The sequence below is a fragment of the Pollutimonas rozaliensis genome (assembly GCF_048751585.1).
GTDB lineage: Bacteria > Pseudomonadota > Gammaproteobacteria > Burkholderiales > Burkholderiaceae_B.
Map to the genome: position 1 here is coordinate 251,680 of NZ_JAZHOB010000009.1, position 22,809 is coordinate 274,488.

General features: G+C 44.9%; 23 protein-coding genes. 19 read left to right on the forward strand and 4 right to left on the reverse strand.

From position 1 onward, the window contains the following. Nucleotides 1-20: 20 nt before the first annotated feature. Genes V0R37_RS17965 through V0R37_RS17975 form a run of 3 tightly spaced genes read right to left on the reverse strand, consistent with a single transcriptional unit; the run spans nucleotide 21 to nucleotide 2,550 of the window. Nucleotides 21-800, reverse strand: coding sequence for an AglZ/HisF2 family acetamidino modification protein (locus tag V0R37_RS17965; RefSeq protein ID WP_420375825.1), 780 nt, complete (start codon nucleotides 798-800; stop codon nucleotides 21-23). Nucleotides 801-802: 2 nt separating this feature from the next. After that, nucleotides 803-1,417: an imidazole glycerol phosphate synthase subunit HisH gene (gene hisH / locus V0R37_RS17970; RefSeq protein ID WP_420375826.1), complete on the reverse strand. Its 615-nt coding sequence runs from the start codon at nucleotides 1,415-1,417 to the stop codon at nucleotides 803-805. Further along, a complete protein-coding gene (locus V0R37_RS17975; RefSeq protein ID WP_420375827.1) occupies nucleotides 1,414-2,550 on the reverse strand; it encodes an N-acetyl sugar amidotransferase in 1,137 nt (378 codons plus the stop codon). The genes hisH and V0R37_RS17975 overlap by 4 nt, the downstream gene beginning before the upstream one ends. Nucleotides 2,551-3,164: 614 nt before the next feature. Between V0R37_RS17975 and V0R37_RS17980 the strand changes: the two genes are divergently transcribed. From V0R37_RS17980 to V0R37_RS18010, 7 genes are all read left to right on the forward strand, one after another. Further along, entirely contained in the window at nucleotides 3,165-4,430 is a 1,266-nt protein-coding gene (locus V0R37_RS17980) for a lipopolysaccharide biosynthesis protein (RefSeq protein WP_420375828.1), read from the forward strand. Nucleotides 4,431-4,465: 35 nt separating this feature from the next. Continuing rightward, a complete protein-coding gene (pseC, locus tag V0R37_RS17985; RefSeq protein ID WP_420375829.1) occupies nucleotides 4,466-5,626 on the forward strand; it encodes a UDP-4-amino-4,6-dideoxy-N-acetyl-beta-L-altrosamine transaminase in 1,161 nt (386 codons plus the stop codon). Further along, entirely contained in the window at nucleotides 5,623-6,330 is a 708-nt protein-coding gene (gene pseF, locus V0R37_RS17990; protein WP_420375830.1) for a pseudaminic acid cytidylyltransferase, read from the forward strand. Before pseC ends, pseF begins: the two co-directional genes overlap by 4 nt. 388 nt (nucleotides 6,331-6,718) lie before the next feature. Then, entirely contained in the window at nucleotides 6,719-7,771 is a 1,053-nt protein-coding gene (gene pseI / locus V0R37_RS17995) for a pseudaminic acid synthase (RefSeq protein ID WP_420375831.1), read from the forward strand. 3 nt (nucleotides 7,772-7,774) lie between these two features. Continuing rightward, on the forward strand, nucleotides 7,775-8,581 hold the full coding sequence (locus tag V0R37_RS18000; protein WP_420375832.1) for a 6-hydroxymethylpterin diphosphokinase MptE-like protein: 807 nt from the start codon (nucleotides 7,775-7,777) through the stop codon (nucleotides 8,579-8,581). A gap of 34 nt (nucleotides 8,582-8,615) precedes the next feature. Then, nucleotides 8,616-9,776 carry a hypothetical protein gene (locus V0R37_RS18005; RefSeq protein ID WP_420375833.1) on the forward strand — a complete coding sequence of 387 codons (1,161 nt, stop codon included), beginning with the start codon at nucleotides 8,616-8,618 and terminating at the stop codon, nucleotides 9,774-9,776. Continuing rightward, complete coding sequence (locus V0R37_RS18010) at nucleotides 9,715-10,368, forward strand: CatB-related O-acetyltransferase (protein ID WP_420375834.1); 654 nt, start codon at nucleotides 9,715-9,717, stop codon at nucleotides 10,366-10,368. Before V0R37_RS18005 ends, V0R37_RS18010 begins: the two co-directional genes overlap by 62 nt. A 106-nt stretch (nucleotides 10,369-10,474) precedes the next feature. Here V0R37_RS18010 and V0R37_RS18015 read toward each other — a convergent pair whose 3' ends face one another. Further along, the gene (locus V0R37_RS18015) at nucleotides 10,475-11,065 is read right to left on the reverse strand and encodes a YdcF family protein (protein WP_420375835.1); all 591 of its coding nucleotides are present in this window, start codon (nucleotides 11,063-11,065) and stop codon (nucleotides 10,475-10,477) included. A gap of 80 nt (nucleotides 11,066-11,145) precedes the next feature. Here V0R37_RS18015 and V0R37_RS18020 point away from each other — a divergent pair, with 80 nt between their 5' ends. From V0R37_RS18020 to rfbA, 12 genes are all read left to right on the forward strand, one after another. Then, the gene (locus tag V0R37_RS18020) at nucleotides 11,146-11,766 is read left to right on the forward strand and encodes a formyltransferase family protein (RefSeq protein ID WP_420375836.1); all 621 of its coding nucleotides are present in this window, start codon (nucleotides 11,146-11,148) and stop codon (nucleotides 11,764-11,766) included. A 166-nt stretch (nucleotides 11,767-11,932) separates the two neighbouring features. Continuing rightward, complete coding sequence (locus tag V0R37_RS18025) at nucleotides 11,933-13,804, forward strand: hypothetical protein (protein WP_420375837.1); 1,872 nt, start codon at nucleotides 11,933-11,935, stop codon at nucleotides 13,802-13,804. A gap of 136 nt (nucleotides 13,805-13,940) precedes the next feature. Beyond that, entirely contained in the window at nucleotides 13,941-14,636 is a 696-nt protein-coding gene (locus V0R37_RS18030; protein ID WP_420375838.1) for a WbqC family protein, read from the forward strand. After that, the gene (locus V0R37_RS18035) at nucleotides 14,633-15,586 is read left to right on the forward strand and encodes a glycosyltransferase family 2 protein (RefSeq protein WP_420375839.1); all 954 of its coding nucleotides are present in this window, start codon (nucleotides 14,633-14,635) and stop codon (nucleotides 15,584-15,586) included. The genes V0R37_RS18030 and V0R37_RS18035 overlap by 4 nt, the downstream gene beginning before the upstream one ends. Then, nucleotides 15,583-16,404 (forward strand): phytanoyl-CoA dioxygenase family protein, encoded by an 822-nt coding sequence (locus V0R37_RS18040; protein WP_420375840.1) that lies wholly within the window; start codon nucleotides 15,583-15,585, stop codon nucleotides 16,402-16,404. Before V0R37_RS18035 ends, V0R37_RS18040 begins: the two co-directional genes overlap by 4 nt. Nucleotides 16,405-16,462: 58 nt before the next feature. Beyond that, nucleotides 16,463-17,611, forward strand: coding sequence for a class I SAM-dependent methyltransferase (locus tag V0R37_RS18045; protein WP_420375841.1), 1,149 nt, complete (start codon nucleotides 16,463-16,465; stop codon nucleotides 17,609-17,611). A 21-nt stretch (nucleotides 17,612-17,632) separates the two neighbouring features. Continuing rightward, complete coding sequence (locus tag V0R37_RS18050; protein ID WP_420375842.1) at nucleotides 17,633-18,271, forward strand: methyltransferase domain-containing protein; 639 nt, start codon at nucleotides 17,633-17,635, stop codon at nucleotides 18,269-18,271. Then, complete coding sequence (locus V0R37_RS18055; RefSeq protein ID WP_420375843.1) at nucleotides 18,268-18,933, forward strand: acetyltransferase; 666 nt, start codon at nucleotides 18,268-18,270, stop codon at nucleotides 18,931-18,933. The genes V0R37_RS18050 and V0R37_RS18055 overlap by 4 nt, the downstream gene beginning before the upstream one ends. Further along, nucleotides 18,930-19,850 (forward strand): glycoside hydrolase family protein, encoded by a 921-nt coding sequence (locus tag V0R37_RS18060; RefSeq protein ID WP_420375844.1) that lies wholly within the window; start codon nucleotides 18,930-18,932, stop codon nucleotides 19,848-19,850. Before V0R37_RS18055 ends, V0R37_RS18060 begins: the two co-directional genes overlap by 4 nt. A 3-nt stretch (nucleotides 19,851-19,853) precedes the next feature. Continuing rightward, nucleotides 19,854-20,228: an EamA family transporter gene (locus V0R37_RS18065; RefSeq protein ID WP_420375845.1), complete on the forward strand. Its 375-nt coding sequence runs from the start codon at nucleotides 19,854-19,856 to the stop codon at nucleotides 20,226-20,228. Continuing rightward, nucleotides 20,221-21,846, forward strand: a complete 1,626-nt coding sequence (locus V0R37_RS18070) for a hypothetical protein (RefSeq protein ID WP_420375846.1) — start codon at nucleotides 20,221-20,223, stop codon at nucleotides 21,844-21,846. The genes V0R37_RS18065 and V0R37_RS18070 overlap by 8 nt, the downstream gene beginning before the upstream one ends. A gap of 84 nt (nucleotides 21,847-21,930) precedes the next feature. Then, entirely contained in the window at nucleotides 21,931-22,809 is an 879-nt protein-coding gene (gene rfbA / locus V0R37_RS18075; RefSeq protein WP_420375847.1) for a glucose-1-phosphate thymidylyltransferase RfbA, read from the forward strand.

The window sequence follows — 22,809 nt, forward strand, 5'->3', positions numbered from 1 at the left end:
ATTCAAAAATTGACTTCTACTTATTGAGGGTAAGCTTCTTGAATAAGTTTGTCTTTTTCGATGGGGTTGGGGTAATTGATAAGCACCGCTTTGTACGCGCCTTTGAAAACGAACAGGCTTCCAGCCACTGCGCCAATTATGCCAAACTTGGCGATCAAGCCAGCCAAATCGTCCAACGCCCCCGCTCCACCCACTACTGATAAAGGCACTGTCGTGGCGCCTCTTACCTTTTCCACAAGACCCAAATCATAGCCCTTCATCACGCCATCATGGTCTATGGAATTGAGCACAATTTCGCCCGCACCCAGGTCTTCAAGCTGCCGTGCAAATTCGACTGGATGCTTATGCGTGTTGACCTTGCCGTTATGAGTCCAGATATCATACTTTCCACCCAACAACTTCTTCTTTACGTCAAGCACTACCACAACGCTCTGGCGTCCCAACTCACGAGCAATATCGGCAACGAGCTGGGGGGTTTCTATGGCAGCCGAGCTTAACGCGACTTTCTCCACGCCAAGCCCAATAATGGCTTTGGCTTGTTCGACGGTCTTGACTCCGCCTCCATAGCAGAAAGGCATTCGACACTCGGCAGCCAACCTTTCAATCATCTTCAGGTCGGGGCCGGCCCCTTTCACGGTAGCATCAATATCCAGTACGATCAGTTCATCCACTTCCTTTTCATTGAAGATACGCACCGCATTGATAGGGTCGCCAACATATTTGTCGTTGGAGAACTTCACAGTCTTTACTAAACCCTTGTCTCTTATCAACAAACAAGGAATTATTCTGGGTCTAAGCACGCTTATAAATCCGCAAAGTTTTTAAGCAATTGGGCACCGTAATGATGGCTTTTTTCAGGGTGAAACTGTACGCCAAATACGTTTTCGTGATTGACCGCGCAGGTAAAATCCTTCCCATACTTGGCTGCGGCTAATGCATCTTCCTTGTTGGCGCAATGAAAATAGTAGGAATGAAGAAAGTAGAAACGAGCATCCTCACTCAATCGATCAAACAAAGGCGTCCGCCTAAGTGGTACCACATCGTTCCAGCCCATGTGAGGAAGATGGGTACTATGAGGCAAGGTAGCTACGTCGAATTTTTTTACCACCCCGGCCACCCAGCCCAATCCTGGCAGAGTACCTTCTTCACTGCCTGAAGCGAGTATTTGCATACCTACGCAGATGCCCAACACTGGAACTTTACGCTCCAGCACTAGCTCTTCTACTTGCCCTCGCATTCCAGATTGCTGAAAAAGGCTCATGGCATGATCAAATGCGCCTACACCGGGCAGAATCAGCTTGGTCGCGCCCTCTAGATCCTCCGCCGACTTGGCCACTTTTACCGCTATATTCAAACGCTTATAAGTGTTGGCAAAGGCCAGGATATTACCTAACCCGTAGTCGATTATCGCAATCATCGAAACAATCTTTTCTCTAGACCGAGCTTTTGCATGACGGTCGCACCCAGGCCAATAAGCCACTTCTTGTTTTTGTAATCGCGATATGTTTTATTCGGACCTTCGAAAATTGCCTGCAACTCATCTTCAGTCAGATCAAGCTTGTTAGCAATATAGCGAAATTCTTGTTTCATGAAATGCTCATCCATTTCGGGCTTAGACATGCGTTCCAAAGCGTCCTGGCGTGTCATTTGACCCGTAAGGATCAAACTGGAAAAGTGGGCGCGCCGTTTTTCATACCCGAACTTTCGGGGCATCCAGTAATCTTCATAAAATCGAGTGAACCGCGACTCGTGGTGCTTATGCTGAAATGGCTGCCAACCAAATTTATTTTGCAGTAAAGCTTCGGCATCCTTCTTGATGTATGGGACCAAGTTCAGTGGCTTAAATATCTGCATGCCCTTGACGTATCGGTAATATAATTTATACGTCATGATGTCTACGATCGGAAATGACTTTAGCGGCCTTGAACCGAATTTACGATGTATATCCATGACTAGTGTGCGATCAATACCGGGGTAACCGCCCCATTCCTCGGGCTCTCGACAACATTCGGTCGAAAAGTTACCACCAGTAAGGACATACTTGAGCTTATGTTTGCGAGCAAACTTGTATAGCCCAGAGAAAAAGGCCACGTCTTGCGGCAGGTCCTGATCCGGAATCTGCGCCTTTAGAAAAGCCACCTGCAGGTCCTTCATTTCTTCCCAATTTATAACCTCGGTAAACAACTCCAGCCCGAGGCCATTCACCAGCTTTTCGATGTTGCCTACAGCTTGATCAGTGTTCCAACCTGCGTCGACGTGGAAGAGCAAAGGGCGCAACCCCATGATTTCCTTGGCAATGTAAGCAGTATAAGAACTATCCAACCCTCCGCTTAAGCCGATAATGCAGTCGAAGTCCCTGCCACTCCCACTAGCTTTTATTTTCTGCGCGACTTCCATAAGTTGCGCATATCCCTGTTCATCCGTATGCCAGTTCGGTTTGATATTGAATTCAAAATTATTACAGTAATCGCATTTACCAGCATGATTAAAATGAATACGGGGGTCGCTCGTGTCCATTATGCAGCTAGTGCAGATTTTGTATTGAGTCATTGAGGTGCTGAGCAGGTAAGTTTATGGAAGAGGGGAATAAGCCATCAATAATATAAGGAAGCAACCAAACCCGTCTGTATGCATTGGTTGTAATTGTAATGCTAATCGCAACTCGCATAGGCCCTAGATGTGACTGTCAAACACGTCAGCACGAATGCAAGGCCTGGTCTACCCTCATGTGGAATTGAACGCCAACCTATCGGTGGATGGAAGGGACATGGCACGGAGTAAAATAGGTCGATTAGATTACGGCAGTTGGGCAAGATATCATAAGGCTTAAGGTCTCGGGGCGAATCCGTCCTGAGCAAGATTGAACGGTGAACTGGACAACATGCGGACTTTGACCAAATGAAAACAAAGTTGGTACACTCTCCTACCCCATGGCATGGTCAAGAAAGCCTTAGCCCATAGAAGCAGAAGGGCACCGTCGTTGAGGGCGAATAGTATGCACGGAAGCCGAGACCTGGGTTCGATGCTGGGGCTTCGATGCAAAAGCGCAAATGGTCACCAGCGGTATCGGATTGACGTCGACTCTCAACGATTGCGACCAGCGCTCCAAGACTAAAGCTAGGATACGATCGCTTTAGCGCGCCTGCACCGGCGAATTTCCACACTTGAGCAATTCCTTGGCCACAAACACAAATCGTATATTGAGCATCTCACTGCATGGCGCCACCCTTGGTGCACGCTTTGTGTTCATTTTCTTTTTAGCTAAGTATCTGGATCCAGCATCGGTCGGCTATTACGGACTGTTCACTGCGGTCGTTGGTTACAGCATCTACTTCGTCGGCCTAGATTACTACACTTATGTAACTCGCGAAATTTTAAAGACCCCAAAAGAGCTGCAAGGCCTATTATTGAAAAGTCAGGCATCGCTATCGGGACTCTTGTATCTGATATTTATACCTGTCGTATTCGCGATTTTGTTGAAGTACTCGGGTTGGCCTCAGTATCTCTTCCCATGGTTTCTTCCCATCTTACTGTTAGAGCACTTCAATCAGGAAATTTATAGACTGTTAATCGCTCTTTCCCAGCAAATTACCGCAAGTATCATCCTCTTTATACGGCAGGGCAGTTGGGCGCTCGCGTCGGTGGCGTTGATGACATGGGATCCTTCTAGTCGCCAATTGCAGCTTGTTATGGCGCTCTGGGTTGCCGCGGGTTTGGCCGCCGCGATAACAGCAATCTGGAAAATATTAAAACTGCGTATGGGTGGTTGGCGCTCCTCCTTGGATTGGGGTTGGATTAAGCGAGGCGTCGTAGTTAGCGTTGCTTTTCTGCTCGCAACGCTCTCATTACGCGGAATCCAGACGTTTGACCGCTACTGGCTTGAGGCATTGGGAGGCATAGAAAGTGTCGGCGCTTATGTTTTATTTTTTGGAGTCGCCAGCACGCTGCTAACATTTCTCGACGCCGGAATTTTTGCGTTTACGTATCCGGCTCTGATTAAACTGCATCAGTCTCAAGAATACAGCATTGCTCATAGAAAAGTTAACCATATGTATGTACTCACAGTGGTACTTTCTGCCGGATTCGCCTGGGTCAGTTGGTTTCTTTTGCCCTATCTATTGCTCTGGATCGACAATCCAATTTATGTAGAATCCATTGATTTGTATGTTTGGCTTCTATCCGCCATGGTTATCAATGCCCTTAGCATGGTGCCTCATTTCGCTCTATATGCCCAAGGTTGCGATAAGCCTATCATTCAAAGCCATATAGCAGCACTGTTTGTTTTCGTTACGGCGACGTGGGCGTTAAGCAAAAGCTTGTCCATGATGGCTGTTCCAATTGGACTTAACTTATCCTTTATAGTTATTTTAGTTTGGAAAGTCATCGCCTATGAAAAACTAACTAAAGACAACACAAAAACCTCGGCCTAGCACTCCACATAACATATAGAGATAGAGAGATTCACATGATCCGCTACGGACAACAAGACATTAACCAAGCTGACATCGAAGCAGTCATTGCGGTACTCAAATCGGTCAATCTAACCCAAGGGCCTAATATCCCTCGGTTTCAACAATGCGTTATCGCGCATACCGGCGCAAAACACGCGGTCGCTGTGAATAGTGCTACTTCCGCCTTACACATCGCCTGCTTGTCACTCGGGCTGGGTCCCGGCGATTGGCTATGGACCTCTCCGAATACTTTTGTAGCTTCAGCTAATTGCGGGCTGTACTGTGGCGCCAAAGTAGATTTTGTCGACATTGATCCACGTACTTATAACCTCTGTCCGAAGGCTCTCGAAATCAAGCTTAACGAGGCAGAGAAGGCCGGGAAGCTTCCGAAAATCGTAGTTCCGGTGCACCTAAGCGGCCAGCCTTGCGACATGGAAGCCATCCATGCATTAAGCCTACGGTATGGCTTCAAAATCATTGAAGACGCATCCCACGCAATTGGCGGCATGTATAAGGGCGAACCCATCGGCAACGGTCGCTACAGCGACATCACTGTATTCAGCTTCCATCCGGTGAAGATTATTACTACTGCCGAAGGCGGTATGGCGTTGACCAATAGTGACGAACTCGCCACCAAGCTCGGCCTTTTTCATAGCCACGGCATCACGCGCGACCCAGCGCTTATGACAAGGCCTATGGAGGGTCCATGGTATTACCAGCAGGTTGATCTTGGCTATAACTACCGTATGACTGACATACAGGCGGCCCTAGGTGTAAGCCAGATTTCACGTCTGAATCACTATGTTGCACGGCGTCATGAAATCGCTGCCCGTTACAATGAGCTGCTGGCCGACCTGCCGCTTGTACTTCCTTGGCAGCATCCAGATAGCTATTCGGCCTTTCACCTCTACGTAATCCGCCTGAAGTTGAATGAAATCTCCCGAAGCCACCTTCAAGTTTTTGAAGCCTTGCGTGCCAAGGACATTATGGTCAACTTGCACTACATCCCTGTTCACACTCAGCCTTTCTATCAGAAAATGGGATTCAAGCATGGAGACTACCCCGAGGCCGAACGTTATTACCGCGAGGCCATCAGCATCCCCATGTACCCTACGCTAACCAATGCGGAACAAGATGAAGTAGTTAACGCCCTGCGCGAGGCGATGGGCTTATGAGGCTGGCAGTCATCCCTGCTCGCGGCGGCAGCAAACGCATTCCTCGAAAAAACATCAAATCGTTTTGCGGAAAGCCAATGATCGCTTGGTCCATCGAGGCAGCTTTGCGAAGCGCGTGTTTTGATCGCCTCATCGTTAGCACGGATGACGAAGAGATTGCTCGAGTCGCTCAGGCTTATGGGGCGGATGTGCCTTTTATGCGCCCCCCAGAACTTTCAGACGATTACACTGGCACTATTCCAGTAATCGCACATGCCATAGCTTGGCAAAATGCTCATGCTACGCCTGCACACGAAGTTTGCTGTATCTATTCCACTGCTCCTTTCATACGAGCCGACGATATTGAGCGGGGACTGCAATTGCTGCGCCAGAACAATGGGGATTATGCATTTAGCGTTACAAGCTACGCTTTTCCTATCCAACGAGCAATCCGAATTCGTTCCGACCAGCGAATTGAAATGCTCTACCCTGAAAATTTCAACACACGCTCGCAGGATTTGCCAGAAGCCTGGCATGACGCGGGTCAGTTCTACTGGGGTAAAGCGGACGCTTGGTTGGCCGCCAAACCGTTTTTTTCTTCCAATGCGATCCCGGTTATCTTGCCACGCCATCGCGTCCAAGATATCGACACCCCTGAGGACTGGGAACGAGCTGAGTGGATGCTCAAGGCCTTGCAGCAAGAGACTTGCATCAAAGACGTATAAATCGACCTCGCATTCGCTATGGCAAACAGTAATATCGCGCCAGCTGTGGGCACCAGTCTCTGGAAGCTTAGCTGCTTGGCATTACGAAGCATTCAAATTACACTGATCGAGAATCATAAATTTGCTGAAAACTCACTCAGTCAAGCCCACGCAGCCATAGCGACGACCGCAGAAACGTTCAAAGCTCTGCCATCGCATCTCGTTATAGGCGAAGCGAAATGTGCGCGAAAATTGAACAAACAATCTCGCGCAGTTGTGCTGGTTGGTGAGGTTTTCTAAACGGGCCCTGCCCGCCTACATTATCAAGAAGCAACATGCATTCAAAAGTCCGCAATGATGCCGGGCGCTTTGTTAACAGACATTACACACCGACCCCGGAAATAACCTTATGAGTACAGAAATCAGCATTGCCGGACGTAAAATCGGTCGCGGCCACACCCCTTATATAATTGCAGAGATGTCTGCAAACCATAATGGCGATATACAAACAGCTTTCCGTCTGATCGAAACAGCCAAAGAAGTGGGTGCCTCTGCAGTCAAGATACAAACGTACCGGCCAGATACGATCACTCTCAAAAGTGATCTGCCGGACTTCCAGATCAAGGGTGGGCTATGGGCCGGAAAAACACTCTACGAATTATACGAAGAGGCGCATACGCCCTGGGAGTGGCATAAACCACTCTTTGAACATGCTCGTAAAGTAGGCATTACTATTTTTAGCTCGCCTTTCGACTACACAGCAGTTGATCTCCTTGAAGACTTAGGCGCGCCCGCCTACAAGATAGCCTCATTCGAGGCGGTGGACTTGCCACTCATCAAATATGTAGCTAACACCGGTAAGCCCATGATCATCTCGACAGGCATGGCCGATGCCGAGGAAATTCAAGAAGCCATCACCGCAGCTCGCGACGGTGGCTGCAAGGAGCTCGCAATTCTACACTGCGTGAGCGGTTATCCCGCCCCCCCTTCGGACTACAATCTCTATACGATTCCGGACATGATCCAACGCTTCGGATTGGTGACAGGTCTCTCTGATCACACGGTGGATAATACGACGGCAATTACCAGCATCGGCCTCGGGACAAGCATCATTGAAAAGCATTTCACCTTAGACCGTACAGCAGGCGGCCCGGATGACAGTTTTTCGCTAGAGCCCAAGGAAATGGAAGGGCTTTGCAAGGCTGCAGATACGGCTTGGAGTGCGCTCGGAAATGTAGATTATGGCCGGAAGTCGAGTGAGCAAGGAAATGTCCAGTTTCGGCGCTCGCTATATTTTGTGAAAGACCTTGAGGCTGGCGCCGTAATCACGGAAGATTCGGTTCGTAGCGTAAGGCCGGGGTATGGATTGCCACCCAAGATGCTGGGGTCAATCATTGGCAAACGACTTAAAAAACCTGCAAAATTCGGAACTCCAGTATCTGATGATGGATTAGTGGATTAACATATGAGCAAGTTTGCAATAAAAGAAAATATCGATAAATTAATATATGGTACTTATAATTTCGTCAGTGAAATTGCATATTCACTAGACAACCGATCAAAAAAAATAATAAAGAAAAACAAAAACTTTAAAGACATTCACGTTGGAAATCGTTGCTTTATAGCTGGAACCGGACCTTCACTAAATACGCTTACCGACGAAAACCTGAAATCCTTGAACAAAGAAATCCTGTTTGGAGTTAACTCACTTTACAAATCACGGATTGGATCCAAGCTATCCCCCCAGTATTACACTCTAATAGATAACCTGTATTGGGAACAGTGGGACTGTACCTTCTCCGAGGTTTCAAGCAAGTATTCGCAACGTCCGCCCATATTTATTACAGATGTGAGAGCTAAACATCTGCTGGACGGACTTGACGAAAACATACGTGCAATCTACATCCACTCAAAGAAGTATCCAGTAAAAAAGATGAGTGCGGAATTAGATAAGAATGTATATGCAGCCATGAATGTAGTTGCATATTCGATATTAACTGCCATGTATATGGGTTTTAGCGAAATATATTTACTAGGATGCGACTATAACGCTTTTTGTACAGCTGGAAAAGGCCACTGTTATGATGATGAGGAAGAAATTTCGGGTTTTAACTACAACCTTGCCTTCTATTTGAAATTTTACTGGATCACCACTGAGTTTCATTATTTAATTGCCAAACTTGCTAAAGAGAAACAAATTAAAGTGATCAATGTAACTCCTGACAGCTTATTGGATGCTTATCCTCGAATGTCGCTGGCAAACGTATTGTGAACTTTCCTAAAAATTGTCTACTTTTTTTGTAGCAATGAAAATTCTTTACGACACCGCCTTTCTTTCGCTACTACTGCTCGCGTTCGCGATCCAGCAGCCGACGACGATTGCGGCAAGTTACGGATTATGCGGACTCTACGCCCTTATTGGGCTAAGTCGGGTATCGTTGACTCGCTCACAAGTAATCACATTTTTCGGCATAGTGATTTTTTCATCTCTCACAGTGCTGAATCTGAATCAAGGCGCCGCTTCAGTCTTTTATCTATTTTCTTTGCCATTGGCAATCATGGCAGCGAGGACTTTTGCTAATAGGCCTCATCAGCATGTGATTTCCTGCCTTCGGTATACATTTTGGCTATTTGTTACGGCTACCGCGATAGGAATCGCACTCCATTGGGAGGAAGCCGAGCCGCTTGGCGCTATTTTTCCTGGCGTTAGTACTAACGGTCTGCCGTCCTATTTAATAGTATTACAGATCGCTTATTCCATCACCTATTATTTAAAGCACAATAGACTGCCTTTATGGCCCACAGTCGCAACGCTTGTCGTTGCAATTTTTGGTCTGGGGCGTGGCTCCATAATAATTGCCGGACTCATTTTATTCTCCAGCATCTTCTTGAACGCCCTAGTTACCGAATCAAAGAGCGAGCGAAGAATCTTCCTAGCAATAGGGTTAGCGGCAAGCCCGGTCGCGATATTCGCCCTGTTCACATACTATACAGAAATTATCGCATATTTCGATCTTGCCATTGAAGGATCAAAATTTTCTGGTGGCATCATTGACGAGCACAGAGCTCGAATGATGACAGACTATTTACATAAAATAGACGTTTATACATTGATTTTTGGTGCAAATTATAATGGCACATCCATCGCCGCTATATACGGCGGCAATCCGCATAATTCCTTTATAAGATTGCATTCGTTTTATGGTCTTGCAGGCTTCATGCTAGTTTTCTTGTCATTAGTATTGATAGTGGCTTCAACCAAACGCTTGAAACATAAAACCATCACATTGCTTTTTATTATATTTTCTTTACTAAGAGCAGTGACGGAGCCGATTTTCTTCCCTAGCCCTTTGGACTTTTTCTATATTCTGTACTTAGTTGTTTTCTTCAATTTTGCGGAACGACGTGATCAGCCGCATTTTCAAAACAAACGATATGCTTCAGTACCTCATCGCGAAGCTAATTAAGAAGGCTCGCTTATCCTCGATTCGAAACTCTGAAATTCATCGGACGGCCAAGGTTGAATCAGGAACATCTTTTGTTGCCTCGTCCATGGGTAAGCATAGTTTTTGTGGATACGATTGCGATATTTATCAAGCCTCGATAGGACATTTCACCTCAATTGCGAGTGGAGTGATAATTGGGGGCGCTCGGCATCCGATGGAGTGGGTAAGCATGTCACCCGCATTTTATTCGGGCCGCGATAGCATCAAAGCAAAATTTTCGGAACATTTATTGACCCCCCCCCCTAAAACTATTATTGGGCATGATGTTTGGATAGGTAGGTCTGCGATCATACTGGCCGGCGCCAATGTAGGGAATGGCGCAGTCGTCGGTGCGGGCGCAGTAGTAACCAAGGATGTGCCCTCGTATGCGATTGTGGCAGGCAATCCAGCTAGATTAATTCGCTATAGATTTAATTCAGATATCGCACAAGCGCTGAACACTATAGAGTGGTGGAATTATCCTGAGGCAGAGCTAAGGAAATTATCGAAATACATAAAAGAGCCTGACAAATTTATTGCCGCTGTCCTAGAGCATAGTAAGAGCAAAGCTTGATAGTTCAACAGCGACATTCATTGCAGTCATGACAATATACGTTCTTATTGCGCAAATCCCATCGACGGGCGAAGAATAATAACTGATTTTCGCATAGATTTATATGTCAAATGCTTGCGTGAGCAACACCATTATAGAATGGATGACATTTCTTTAATCTGTCGATAATCTTCATCAAAGCCCCGGCCTCGATGCCCAAAAAAGTTTTATTAAACGATTCAAGCGAGGCCTTCTCTTTGTCTAAAACATTATCATCATAATTAGCTACAGCACCCACGACATCGATCATGTAGTTTTTACCATAAACAAAATCGAATATGGCTTTTGTACGAGCCACATGATATGAACTAGTGACAACGCAGATATTACGAAACTGTTTTTGCGAGATTATATTGGCCCTTGTGAAAACAGCATCGCCCACGGTATCCCTGGAATTGACTTCGGTAATAATTTTTTCCGCACTAACAGAATGCTTATTGATCAGAAAGTCTTTAAACGCGTCAGCTATTTTAATTTTCGAATCCTGTCTATAAGCCCAACCGCAGGTAATAATGTAGGGCACGTGCAGATCGCGAGCGATCTCCGCCGCTAAATCTGCTCTGGCGACCGACTCTTCGTTCAGAATGCCATTGGCATCCATCTCGTTCGCAAGCACAATCAGAGCGTCGTAAGAGATAGAAGCATCTAAATTAGTCATAGTATTTTGATTTGGTCAAATTCTACGCATTATACAATGGCGTGAACTTCGCGACACCTATATAAACAAAGTGAGATCTCATGGATACGGAAGTAAAAGTTATCAGGAGCCTGGATAATCCACGTAAAAAGGTTCTATTCCTGGGCTATACACCAGGACAAACTACGTTAATCGATACACTTATCAGTTCCAACTGTGAGGTCTGGCATACTCAGAAAAAAATCGAGTCAACTCAGGGATACGACTTTGTGGTTAGCTATGGCTATCGGTATATCTTAAAAAAATCAATCATTGAAAGCTCCAATGCTCCAATAATTAATTTGCACATTTCCTATCTGCCCTGGAACCGAGGTGCTCATCCGAATTTTTGGTCTTTTTTCGACTGCACACCAAGCGGCGTATCGATTCACCTGATTGATGAAGGAGTAGACACCGGCCCAATACTCTATCAACGCTATGTAAACTTTACTAAAGAACAAACCACATTCTCGCAAACATATAAAAAACTTCATATAGAGATTGAGGCACTTTTCAAAGAATGCATAGAAGAAATTATAGAAGGAACTTACACCACTACTCCTCAAAGGAGGAAGGGTACGTATCACACCGTCGGCGATCTACCTAAAGAGTTCTCTGGTTGGGACGCCAACATTCAAGCAGAAATTTGTAGACTTGATTCCTTGATTTTTAAAAGCAAGTAGGATAAAAAATCACCGTCTATTCGACATATCAGTTTTCCGGTACAGACATCTATCTTTTACATTACTTCAGTAATGTACTTTGGAGGTACAATTCACAGTCATCATTGAAGCAATTCGACACACTAGGCAAATTAACGATAACAATCATCACATAAGACCATAGATAATGAAATACTGGATTGGGGGCGAACTCGTCGATTCGCTGTCTCTTGATAATAAGCGCCTGAATTACATATTTGCATTACTAATATCTTCTACCATATGGGTGTTGATAGGCGGAAATATTATTGTGCGTACTGAAACAGTATTTATAGCCTCTGTATGTGTCGGCGCAGCCAGCATTGGGGTAATACTTTTACTCTACGCAATATCACACTACACCAAGAACTTAGTGTGGGGGATAATTCTTACGTCAGCAGCACTATGGGCGGGCGTATATAGCGGACAGCTCGGCGCATATGCGGTGTATTTTCTGATTGGCATTGCTGGATTTTATAGCGCAAGGCATTTGCGATGGCAAGCGAATGAGTGGATAAATATCGTTGTCGCTGGCTTAATTGCTGCACTCACTGTGCTACTCATCCAGCACGCATACACTTCTTTTGACATAGCCACAAAACTTCTACGGGGAGAGGTACACCAAGATACTCTCTTCCATGCAAGCATCGCCGCAATGATTAAAAATTACGGCGTTACATCTACCGGCTTAAATGGGCTAGTGCCTATTTCATATCATGTACTTTCACATGTATTCTTCGCAGCTCTCAGCCTTCTTTCAGGCGTCTCGGTACTCGAAGTTTATGGCATAGCTACATGGGTATTGTTTGCTCCTCTTCTTGTCTTTTCAATCGTTGGCACCATTGCCATTCTCGATAAAAACGCGACACTCGATGTTTCAAGATTGTGGGTGATCGCTTGCCTTTCGCTTATAGCATTGCCTTATCTATTCTCGGGCTGGTTGCTATGGATCTCGTACTTTATTTCTGAGTCGTATATGGTTTCGCTTGGAATATTTGTGCTATCACTCCCCCTATTGCTCAAAAGCAAGCTGTCCAAGCTAGATTTGCTGTTGGTCCTTCTAACCACCACATTGATTACATACGCCAAAGGTTCCGTCGGAGCAATATATTTCGGGCTATGGCTGACACGGCTACTGTTTATCAATGACCAAGCGAAATTATGGGGTTTACTGTGCCTTATCGCTAGCGGTATTGGTGTTTATATTATGGCAAATGAGTCCGCAAACAGTGCTATCGGCTCTTTTATAAGAATAAATTGGTTCCATTTTATTGCCCATTATTCAAGCTATGGAGCTTGCATCGCGAGTTCTTGTAACCCTTTTGCCGAAAATGCATCAATCCCTGTCTATCTAGATTTTACGGTATTAATTCTAGGTTTCTTTCTCCTGCATTTTGCTCCTAGCTTCCTTCTGATTATCTTGTCTTTTATAGAAAGCGGCTTCAAAGCCACGATAAAATCGCCGATTATGATCTATATCGGGGCTTCCACCCTGGCGGGAATAATTATCACCTCCTCCTTAGAAATTCCGGGAGGAAGCGCTTACTACTTCTCAAACGTTGCCATGTTTGTCGCGCTACCAACTTTCATAGCTCTTGCCGCATATGGCTCCCAACTTTTTATAGATCGAAAATTTTTATACTGCTTCGTCTTTATATGCATTTTTTCCATCAAGTATCCCACGCTGATCAAAGAAGCCTGGCTCACACGTGCTCAGCCTCCAGGGAATCAGTTGGTCGACGCCCTAACAGACATGCGTAAAACCGCGAGTAAGCATCACGTTTATCTTTTAGATAAAGAGATGAGTGCGAGTATAAAATATCCAATCACAAGCTGCGCCGCGCAACCTTTTATTTATTCTGCTCTGTCCGAGCGACCTTGGAGCGGGGTAATTGATGATAAAAGCAAGTGCGACTATATATATTATGGATATTCCGCATATAGAATCCCGGCAAATAAGCAAGAAAAAATGCCACCTCCCATATTGCAAGGAATGTCGTTAGTCATAGGACAATTTTGAATCACAGCCATACGGTGATGTGCTTCTTGTTGGGACGAAGATCAATATGCCCGCGCTGTACCAGCACTAATGATTAAGCGGAGTTATAGATTCTCTTACTCTTAACCAATTATTTTTAATTAATACAACAATACTTATGAAGCGTGTCGCGATTCTTCAATCAAATTACATCCCTTGGAAAGGCTATTTCGACATGATAGCAACTGTCGATGAGCTCATACTATTTGATGACATGCAGTACACTCGGCGAGACTGGAGAAACCGCAATCAAATCAAAACACCGCAAGGCCTACAATGGTTGACTGTCCCTGTGGTGGTTAAAGGAAAATATCACCAACGCATCCGTGACACAGAGATTGATGGCATAACCTGGCCATCAATGCATTGGAAGGCCTTGGTGCAGAACTATAGTCGCGCACCCCACTTCAGGGAAATCGCCGAATGGCTTGAGCCCCTATATCTGCAGCAAGCATATAGCCATCTTTCAAGGCTAAATTCTACGTTCATCCATGCAATTTGCAACTACCTTCATATAAAGACGACCATCACAAACTCATGGGATTACGATCTCATTGAAGGGAAGTCCGATCGGCTAGCTGATCTTTGTCAACAAGCGGGCGGATCTGAGTATGTGTCTGGCCCCGCCGCTAAGGATTATATTGATGAGCAGGTATTCGTAGATCGAGGCCTCCGTCTGTCTTGGTTCAATTATGATGGTTACCCAGACTACCCTCAACTTTGGGGAGCGTTTGTACATAATGTATCTATTCTTGACTTATTGTTCAATTGCGGCAAAGATGCGAATCTTTACATGAGGCATATAAGAGTATGAAGCTCTCGATAGTAACCACTCTATATCGATCATCCGCTGATTTATTCGAATTCTATACACGGGCTACCGCCGTCGCCAATCAATTTGCAAAGGATGACTATGAGCTCATTTTGGTGAATGATGGATCACCAGACAACAGTCTTGATATAGCTATACAGCTCGCTAAAAGCGACGACCACATTATCATTATCGACCTATCGCGTAACTTCGGCCACCATAAAGCCATGATGACAGGTCTAGCCCACGCAATGGGGGACTTCATATTTCTAATCGATAGCGATCTTGAAGAAAGTCCGGAGTGGCTATTAAATTTCTCTGCCGAATTGTTTAAAACGAACTGCGATGTAATATACGGCGTCCAAGAAGAACGCAAAGGGGGCGTTTTTGAACGTCTTAGTGGGAGATGGTTTTACCGACTGTTTAAATTACTTTCTGGTGTAACACTACCGGAAAACGTAATTACAGCACGCTTAATGACCCGGCGTTATGTGAATGCATTAATAATGCACCAGGAGCGGGAAGTTGTTATTGCAGGCTTATGGGTGATCACTGGGTTCGAGCAAAAAGCACAATCAGTATCCAAGCGCAACGTGAGCAAGACCACATATACATTAAGAAAAAAAATCTCGGTACTTGTAAATGCCATCACCTCTTTTAGCAATACCCCTTTAATTGCTATTTTTCATATTGGCTCTGCAATCCTTTTTTTGTCAGCCACCTACATTTTGTATCTGCTTATCAATTGGGCACTTTTCTCGAAGCCTGCAGATGGCTGGACCTCGGTTATGGCTTCTATCTGGTTTTTGGGAGGCCTAATAAGCTCTTTTATTGGAGTGATTGGTATATATCTGTCGAAAATTTTCTCTGAAACAAAGAACCGACCTTACACCATAGTTAGGGAAATACACAACAATCGTATAACAAAAATCCATCGGGACACTCCACTATGAAAAGCCCTTCCTTTAATCAATACGGCGTCTTAGAACAATGCGTTAACACCACTGAGATAGATCACGCTACCGAAGAGTTAGTGAGGCTGGGCTACACCGTATTAAGCGCCAATTTCTCGCATGAAACAATAGAGCATCTTGCTCATACGTTTGATACTACACTGGACAATTATCGCAATCGCTTTGGAGTAAAACAATTAAAAGAGAAGGATGAATTTAACACTATACGACTACCTCTATCGCACCACCCTCTCTTTATAGGCTTAGCAACGCATCCGCTACTTCTAGAATTGATAGATAAGCTTATCTATGGAAAGTATATATTAAACCAACAGAATGGCATCATAAACCCACCAAACGAAAGATATAATCAAGATGCTTGGCATCGCGATTTACCTTATCAACATTTCGTTAGTGATCGACCAATTATAATAAATGCTCTATATTGTGTGGATGAGTTCACGCTAGAAAATGGGGCGACCTATGTACTGCCTGGAAGCCACAAATATTCCTCGTTTCCATCTAATGAATATATCTCAAAAAACTCTATCCAAATATGCGCTCCGGCTGGATCCTTTATAATACTGGACGGAATGCTTTATCACCGAGGCAGCAAAAATAATACCAAACATGCAAGAAGAGCAATTAATCATGTGTATACCATACCGCACATCAAGCAACAAATTTCCATCCCGAATGCTTTAGGACCGGTCTCTCTTGATGTAGCCGTCCAAGAGTTATTTGGGTATCCGTTTAGATCTCCAAACACTGTCGTTGAGTTTATCGCTGATAGACCACCAAAATCTATATCGCTCTAGTGTTACTAAATATCACGCCGAATCAAATGCCGTTAGAATTCCTATTCCGTATACACATATGAATAATGCCGTTTGTATTCTCTGCTCCGGCACATTATTTCCGCTACCGCTGCCCCATAACAATAGAGCGCTTGTGAGTGACGGCCATGTATTGCCGATTGCTTTAGAGAAAACAACTTGTCTTTCGTGTGGGCTAGTGACACATGCAAATCCAGCGAGATCTGAATTCGTGCGATCCACATATTCAGAAGAATACTCCTTGCCATCCGCATCGCCTGCGGCAGATACAAAACGTGCTAAACAGTATGCAGATATATTAGTCAGACGAACAGGCGTCCCCGGATCAGTGCTTGAAATTGGTTGTGGTTCTGGAAATTTATTGAAAGAACTCAATACACGATGGCCCGAAACGTTTTTTTGGGGCGTTGATCCAGCACTCCCTAGCAACTTAAGCTCCAATACACAAATTCATTACACCCTCTCTTTCTTTAATTCAACTCTTGCTGCAGCACTTCAACAGCAATTTGATTTTATTTTCTCAATTAATGTCATAGAGCACGCAGAAAGCCCGGCGGAGTTTTTCTCCCTAATCTGCAAACTTCTGGCCCCACAAGGTCGCGTAATCATAGTTTGCCCTTCAGCCAGCCCACCGAACATTGAGCTGCTGTTCTACGATCATTTATATACCTTTACATCGCTTGCGCTGAAGATCATTGCTGAGGCTGCAGGCTTAGAGCTTGTAGAGTCTGTTCCACAATTGTCTGATACTAGAGATTTTCAGTTATTAGCTTTTCAACATAAAACTATTTCTCCTCGACTGCAGCCTCTACCAATGGAAGATACGGAATATGCATTGGCTCACTCCAGGGAACAATACATGAGAGCATGGGCTCGCCTTGAAAGCGATCTGTTACAGCGCCGAGCCGTCAATACAGGATTAGCAATGTTTGGGGCCGGGCAAATGGCAGCAGTGATTCGAGCCTACGCACCTCAGCTTTGGAGTCTAGTAGAGTTTTTACTTGTGGACGATCCATCGGAGGCATGGCCACTAGATAAACCCATTTTCGGGTATTCCGATTACACTGAGAGCCTTACTGAACACAGTGTCATAATTGCTACGGCGCCAGCCGTTCAGGCTTCGGTTGCCAGACGTCTTATCGCTGACGGGATAAATACCATCCGCTTTGATGACATTATTTTTAACTAGCTATGACAACATCACGTAATTATGGATAAAAGTAAGAAAAACGGCATGTTGGCGGATGTTGCTAAATACTATACAGCCAAAATCGTAGAACATGGCGATACTCCACAAGGAGTTGATTGGAATGGGTCTGACAGTCAGGAATTAAGGTTCAAACAACTTAGTAAATGCATAGCTCATGATGCAGATTTCTCGCTGAATGATTTCGGCTGTGGCTACGGTGCTTATTATGAATTTCTTGCCAAACATTATATTAAATTTCGATATAATGGCTGCGATGTCTCCGGTGAAATGATTGCAGCAGCAAAGAAACGTTATTCAGATCACTCATCAGCTTTCTTTGAGATTTCTGCGAAACCAACTACTGTTGCGGATTACGGGGTAGCAAGCGGAATTTTTAACGTGCGCCTACAGCACAGCGCTGATGCTTGGCTGACATACATAAAAAATGCACTTCAAATTTTAGACTCTACCAGCCGTAAAGGATTCGCGTTCAATTGTCTAACAAAATACTCAGATAAAGAAAAGATGCGAGACCATCTGTACTATGCGGATCCCTGCTTTCTATTTGATTATTGTAAAAGTCATTTTTCTCGAAATGTCGCTTTGCTACATGACTATGATTTGTACGAATTCACATTGCTCGTACGGAAAAAATTATGAAGAAAAAATTAATTATCTTCGGCGCTGGTGAAATAGCACAACTAGCCAAATATTATTTCACGACCGACTCCGACTATGAAGTGGCTGCCTTTACAGTGGACGCGGCTTTTCAATCGTCCTCTTCCTTCTGCGATCTGCCAGTGATACCTTTTGAATCGCTTACCCGGTCCCATCCACCAGAGTTTTACGAAATCTTTATAGCCATAAGCTATTCAAAACTGAATCAAATCAGAAAGGAAAAATTTTTGGCTGCTAAGGAACTAGGCTATTATCTTCCAAGCTATATTAGCTCTAAGGCGACAGTATTAAATAACATGCACATAGGCGAAAACTGCTTTATATTGGAAGATAACACTATACAGCCTTTTGTTAGCATTGAAGACAATGTAACACTATGGAGCGGAAATCACATCGGGCATCATTCGGTGATAAGAAGCCATTCATTTTTCGCTTCACACATAGTCATTTCAGGAGGGGTTGAAGTCGGAGAACAATGCTTTATTGGAGTGAATGCCACGATTCGCGATCATGTACAAATTGGACCAAAATGCGTAATTGGGGCCGGTGCTTTAATATTGGCTAGTACAGATGCAGAAGGGGTTTATCTAGGAACACCTTCTGAGCGCTCTCGCGTGCCTAGTTCGCGCTTAAGAAAGATATGACACGCGCTTGGCGAAAAACAGGCTTGTTATACACGCCCGAAGGAGCCTTGAGACGGCATCCAAAACTACTCACTCACGCAGCAAATCCTTTAGCTGTACATATGAAGGAAGATATTTTTAGAATATTCTATAGCGGTCGAGACAGTAATAATCGCTCGTCTGTAGGCGCCGTTGATATCGATATCGTTCAAAAACGGGTAATAACCGACCATTTCGAACCCTTCTTTGAGCATGGGCCTACTAATAGTTTCTATGCAGACGGGATAAGCATTGGGAATTGCTATACGGTAGGCGGTATTACATACATGCTATTCATGGGCTGGCAGGCTAATCCAACTGCGCATTGGCGTGGTGACATCGGTCGCTTTGTTGTCACACCAGAATTGACGTTGCGGTTAGATCAGAATGAACCATTCATCAGCTCCGATAAACATGATCCGATCAGTCTCTCCTACCCATGGGTAATGGCACACCAGGGTGGACTCTTTTCTATGTGGTACGGATCGACCATATCATGGACGTCTGAGAATAAGGAAATGATCCATGTCATTAATTTTGCATCGTCCAGCGATGGCCACCTATGGCGTAAACACGGTCTAGCAGTTCCGTATGAGCTGGGCAAAGCACAGGCCTTTTCCAGACCCACAGTCGTGCAGACAGGACAGTCCGATTACGAGATGTGGTTTTCCTATAGAAGCGGGCTAGGAACCACATACCGCATTGGACACGCATACAGCAAGGACGGTTCTAACTGGCGGCTATCGTTAGAGACAACAGGTATAGATATCTCGTCAAATGGATGGGACTCTGAAATGATCGAGTATCCCTTCGTATTCGACCATGGCGGACAACGCTATATGCTGTATAACGGCAATGGATATGGAAAAACTGGCTTTGGCTTAGCGATTCAAGGATAGATAATGGCTCGGCTTCTAGATTATGTCTACATTTTTGCGACCATCGGACTAACAGTGTATGGTCAGCTAATTTTGAAATGGCGAATTTCGGAATTCGGCCCACTCCCAATTGGCCTGTGGGAAAAGTTAAGATTTTTGTTATCGTTATTCTTGGATCCCGGAATACTTTCCGGGTTTGCCGCCGCATTTTTAGCTTCTCTCGCTTGGATGGCAGCAATGACCAAGTTTGAACTGAGCCATGCATATCCCTTCATGAGCTTAAATTTTGTTGTTGTTCTGATATTGAGTGGGTGGATCCTGAATGAACCATTGAGTTTGCATAGGATAGTCGGGGTTGGGTTGATCGTGTTGGGTACGATGGTTGCAGCTCATGGTTAATTCAATATTTAAGTTTAAGGTTAATTTAAAAGGTAATACATCCCTCCTCATAAGCTTCATCGTCTCTGCACTTGTTGTGGGTTTATTTTCCATTTCTTTCGAGCCTAGATGGGAAACCAATGACGATATAGCTATGTCGATGGTTGCTCATGGCTATGGCCTAGCAGCCTATAGTTCGCCAAATCTATTCTTTTCAAATATTTTATATGGGCACATGGTTCGGGTTATTCCCGAAATTAATGGGATACTTGGTTATTCCATAGCTACTATTGGAGTTCTATTCGCTATCGCTTGGTCATTTGCCCATTGTCTGAATATTTCCAGAATTGGCTACCTTGGCACCTTAGCTGTCTTGGTATTAATACTATGTAGGCCAATCCTCTTTCCTCAATTCACCATCAATGCGGGCTTGTTGATGGTTAGTGCACTCATTTGTTGGAATTTTTACGAATCACAGAATAACAAAATAGGACCTTTGATAGTAGGGTGTCTATTAGCACTCATGAGTTACCTCGTTCGCAGCGAAGAAGCTTTTTTGATTCTGGCCGTTGGAAGCCCTCTTCTACCTTGGTCTTCACTTCGAAAGTTTCGTTCAGCTAAAATTGCGTTTGTCCTTTTAGCTGCTGCTATCGGTATCGCCGCAGTCGTAGATAGAAACGCTTACCAATCACCAGAATGGAGTGACTTTCTTGAACTTAACTCTGCCAGGGCATCGTTTACTGACTTTGGTGCGGCTGATCGTTTGCTACAGCGACCGGACATATTGAAGAAACATGAATATAGCCAAAATGATATTGACTTAATTAAGAACTGGTTTTTTGTTGACCCAAATGTTGCCAATCCCGATCGATTGAATGCCGTACTAAATGAGTTAGGCCCCATCCCTAGCCAAACATACTCGATGGACCAAGTTCGACGAGGGCTCACTACGTTATGGCATCCTACGCTTCTACCCATCATGGTGGCTGCCCTTTTACTGCTTGTGTTGCATCCCAGTTGGCGGGGTTGTGCCGTTTGGATTCTTTGTATCGCAGCAGTTATGGTACTGGGGCTGATAGGACGTCCTGGTATTTTGCGAGTTTATATTCCTTTAGCTAGCTTGCTTCTGGTTACTCCGTTACTTTGCATACGTGAAAGTCTAGCTAATACTTCATTACTATTAAACAGGGCAGGGATCCTTGTACTCATTGGCGCAGCAGCTTTAAATACATCAACTGTTATTGCAGAGTCCAAATCTATGCAAATAACAGGAAAACAAGTACGAGATAACTTAGTGCATTTCCCACAGACTCCAGTTGTGTTTTGGGGTTCTGTGTTTCCCTTTGAAGCCGTCTACCCGGTAATGGCGGACTCTTCCATTCCGATGCGCTACCAAATCTACGGCTTAGGTGTATTTACTCTGGCACCATTTTCTATTTCCTATTACCAGCAAAATAAGGAAATTGGTATGTTGAGTCAACTGCGTTCAACACAAGGAGCCTCCATACTTATCGATAAGGAACGACAGCAATTATTAGATCAATATTGCTTGGAGCATATGCAAGCACGGTTAAAGCAGATTTCTGAAAGAAAGTATGGGACACTTAGCCTAAAACAACTAAGATGTGTCCCACATTAGCCCGGGCGCTCTCATCGGTTCTCAGCAAAACATCTCCTACAACACAAACATCTGCATATAAACCGTTACGCCAACTTAAAGACTATGAAAGCAATTATTCTTGCCGGTGGCAATGGATCTCGGCTATATCCCTTAACTCAAGTATCAAGTAAGCAATTGCAAGCAGTTTTCGATAAGCCCATGATTTATTACCCGATCACGGTTCTCATCGCCGCTGGCATTCGAGAGATCTGTCTAATTTCTACGCCACAGGATTTGCCACGCTTTCAGCAGTTATTAGGCGATGGGCGACGATGGGGAATCAACTTGGAATATCGGGAGCAGGCGCGCCCTGAGGGCATCGCTCAAGCATTTTTGATTGCGGAAGACTTTATAAATGGGGACAGCGTCGTACTGATGCTGGGCGATAATATATTTTCTGGAAGCGATGACTTTCCCAGGGCAATTTGCCAACTCCAACGCGGAGCCACCATTTTCGCTTACCATGTTAGTGATCCAGAGCGCTACGGTGTAGTGGAGTTTGATCGCCACGGGCGCGCCTTGTCATTGGAAGAAAAGCCTGAGAATCCTAAAAGTGGCTTCGCCGTACCTGGCATCTATATATATGACGCCCAAGTTGTCGAAATTGCTCGCGCGCTCAAGCCCTCGCAGCGCGGTGAGCTTGAGATTACCGAAGTTAATCTTGAGTATATGCGTCGCAACCAGCTCCGAGTACACCGCTTGAGTCGCGGCTTTGCTTGGCTGGATGCCGGCACTAGCACGGCACTGCAAGAGGCCTCTGCCTACATAGAAGCAATCGAGCGGCGTCAAGGTATCAAAATTGGCTGCCCAGAAGAAGCAGCCTTAGTTCGTCGATTTATCAGCATTGAACAATTTGAAGCACTGCTTTCGACCATGCCAAATTGCGAGTACCGGAGCTACCTTGCTACGGTAGCAGCGGAAGCTCGCAGACTTGGAGGTTAG

Bases quoted from the DNA above. Each gene is read 5' to 3' on its own strand.
- V0R37_RS18035 (WP_420375839.1), top strand. From the start codon at position 14,633: ATGAAGCTCTCGATAGTAACCACTCTATATCGATCATCCGCTGATTTA.
- V0R37_RS17975 (WP_420375827.1), bottom strand. From the start codon at position 2,550: ATGACTCAATACAAAATCTGCACTAGCTGCATAATGGACACGAGCGAC.
- pseC (WP_420375829.1), top strand. From the start codon at position 4,466: ATGATCCGCTACGGACAACAAGACATTAACCAAGCTGACATCGAAGCA.
- hisH (WP_420375826.1), bottom strand. From the start codon at position 1,417: ATGATTGCGATAATCGACTACGGGTTAGGTAATATCCTGGCCTTTGCC.
- V0R37_RS18020 (WP_420375836.1), top strand. From the start codon at position 11,146: ATGGATACGGAAGTAAAAGTTATCAGGAGCCTGGATAATCCACGTAAA.
- pseI (WP_420375831.1), top strand. From the start codon at position 6,719: ATGAGTACAGAAATCAGCATTGCCGGACGTAAAATCGGTCGCGGCCAC.
- V0R37_RS18045 (WP_420375841.1), top strand. From the start codon at position 16,463: ATGAATAATGCCGTTTGTATTCTCTGCTCCGGCACATTATTTCCGCTA.
- V0R37_RS18070 (WP_420375846.1), top strand. From the start codon at position 20,221: ATGGTTAATTCAATATTTAAGTTTAAGGTTAATTTAAAAGGTAATACA.
- rfbA (WP_420375847.1), top strand. From the start codon at position 21,931: ATGAAAGCAATTATTCTTGCCGGTGGCAATGGATCTCGGCTATATCCC.
- V0R37_RS18055 (WP_420375843.1), top strand. From the start codon at position 18,268: ATGAAGAAAAAATTAATTATCTTCGGCGCTGGTGAAATAGCACAACTA.
- V0R37_RS18000 (WP_420375832.1), top strand. From the start codon at position 7,775: ATGAGCAAGTTTGCAATAAAAGAAAATATCGATAAATTAATATATGGT.
- V0R37_RS18065 (WP_420375845.1), top strand. From the start codon at position 19,854: ATGGCTCGGCTTCTAGATTATGTCTACATTTTTGCGACCATCGGACTA.
- pseF (WP_420375830.1), top strand. From the start codon at position 5,623: ATGAGGCTGGCAGTCATCCCTGCTCGCGGCGGCAGCAAACGCATTCCT.
- V0R37_RS18030 (WP_420375838.1), top strand. From the start codon at position 13,941: ATGAAGCGTGTCGCGATTCTTCAATCAAATTACATCCCTTGGAAAGGC.
- V0R37_RS18025 (WP_420375837.1), top strand. From the start codon at position 11,933: ATGAAATACTGGATTGGGGGCGAACTCGTCGATTCGCTGTCTCTTGAT.
- V0R37_RS18015 (WP_420375835.1), bottom strand. From the start codon at position 11,065: ATGACTAATTTAGATGCTTCTATCTCTTACGACGCTCTGATTGTGCTT.
- V0R37_RS18040 (WP_420375840.1), top strand. From the start codon at position 15,583: ATGAAAAGCCCTTCCTTTAATCAATACGGCGTCTTAGAACAATGCGTT.
- V0R37_RS18005 (WP_420375833.1), top strand. From the start codon at position 8,616: ATGAAAATTCTTTACGACACCGCCTTTCTTTCGCTACTACTGCTCGCG.
- V0R37_RS18050 (WP_420375842.1), top strand. From the start codon at position 17,633: ATGGATAAAAGTAAGAAAAACGGCATGTTGGCGGATGTTGCTAAATAC.
- V0R37_RS18060 (WP_420375844.1), top strand. From the start codon at position 18,930: ATGACACGCGCTTGGCGAAAAACAGGCTTGTTATACACGCCCGAAGGA.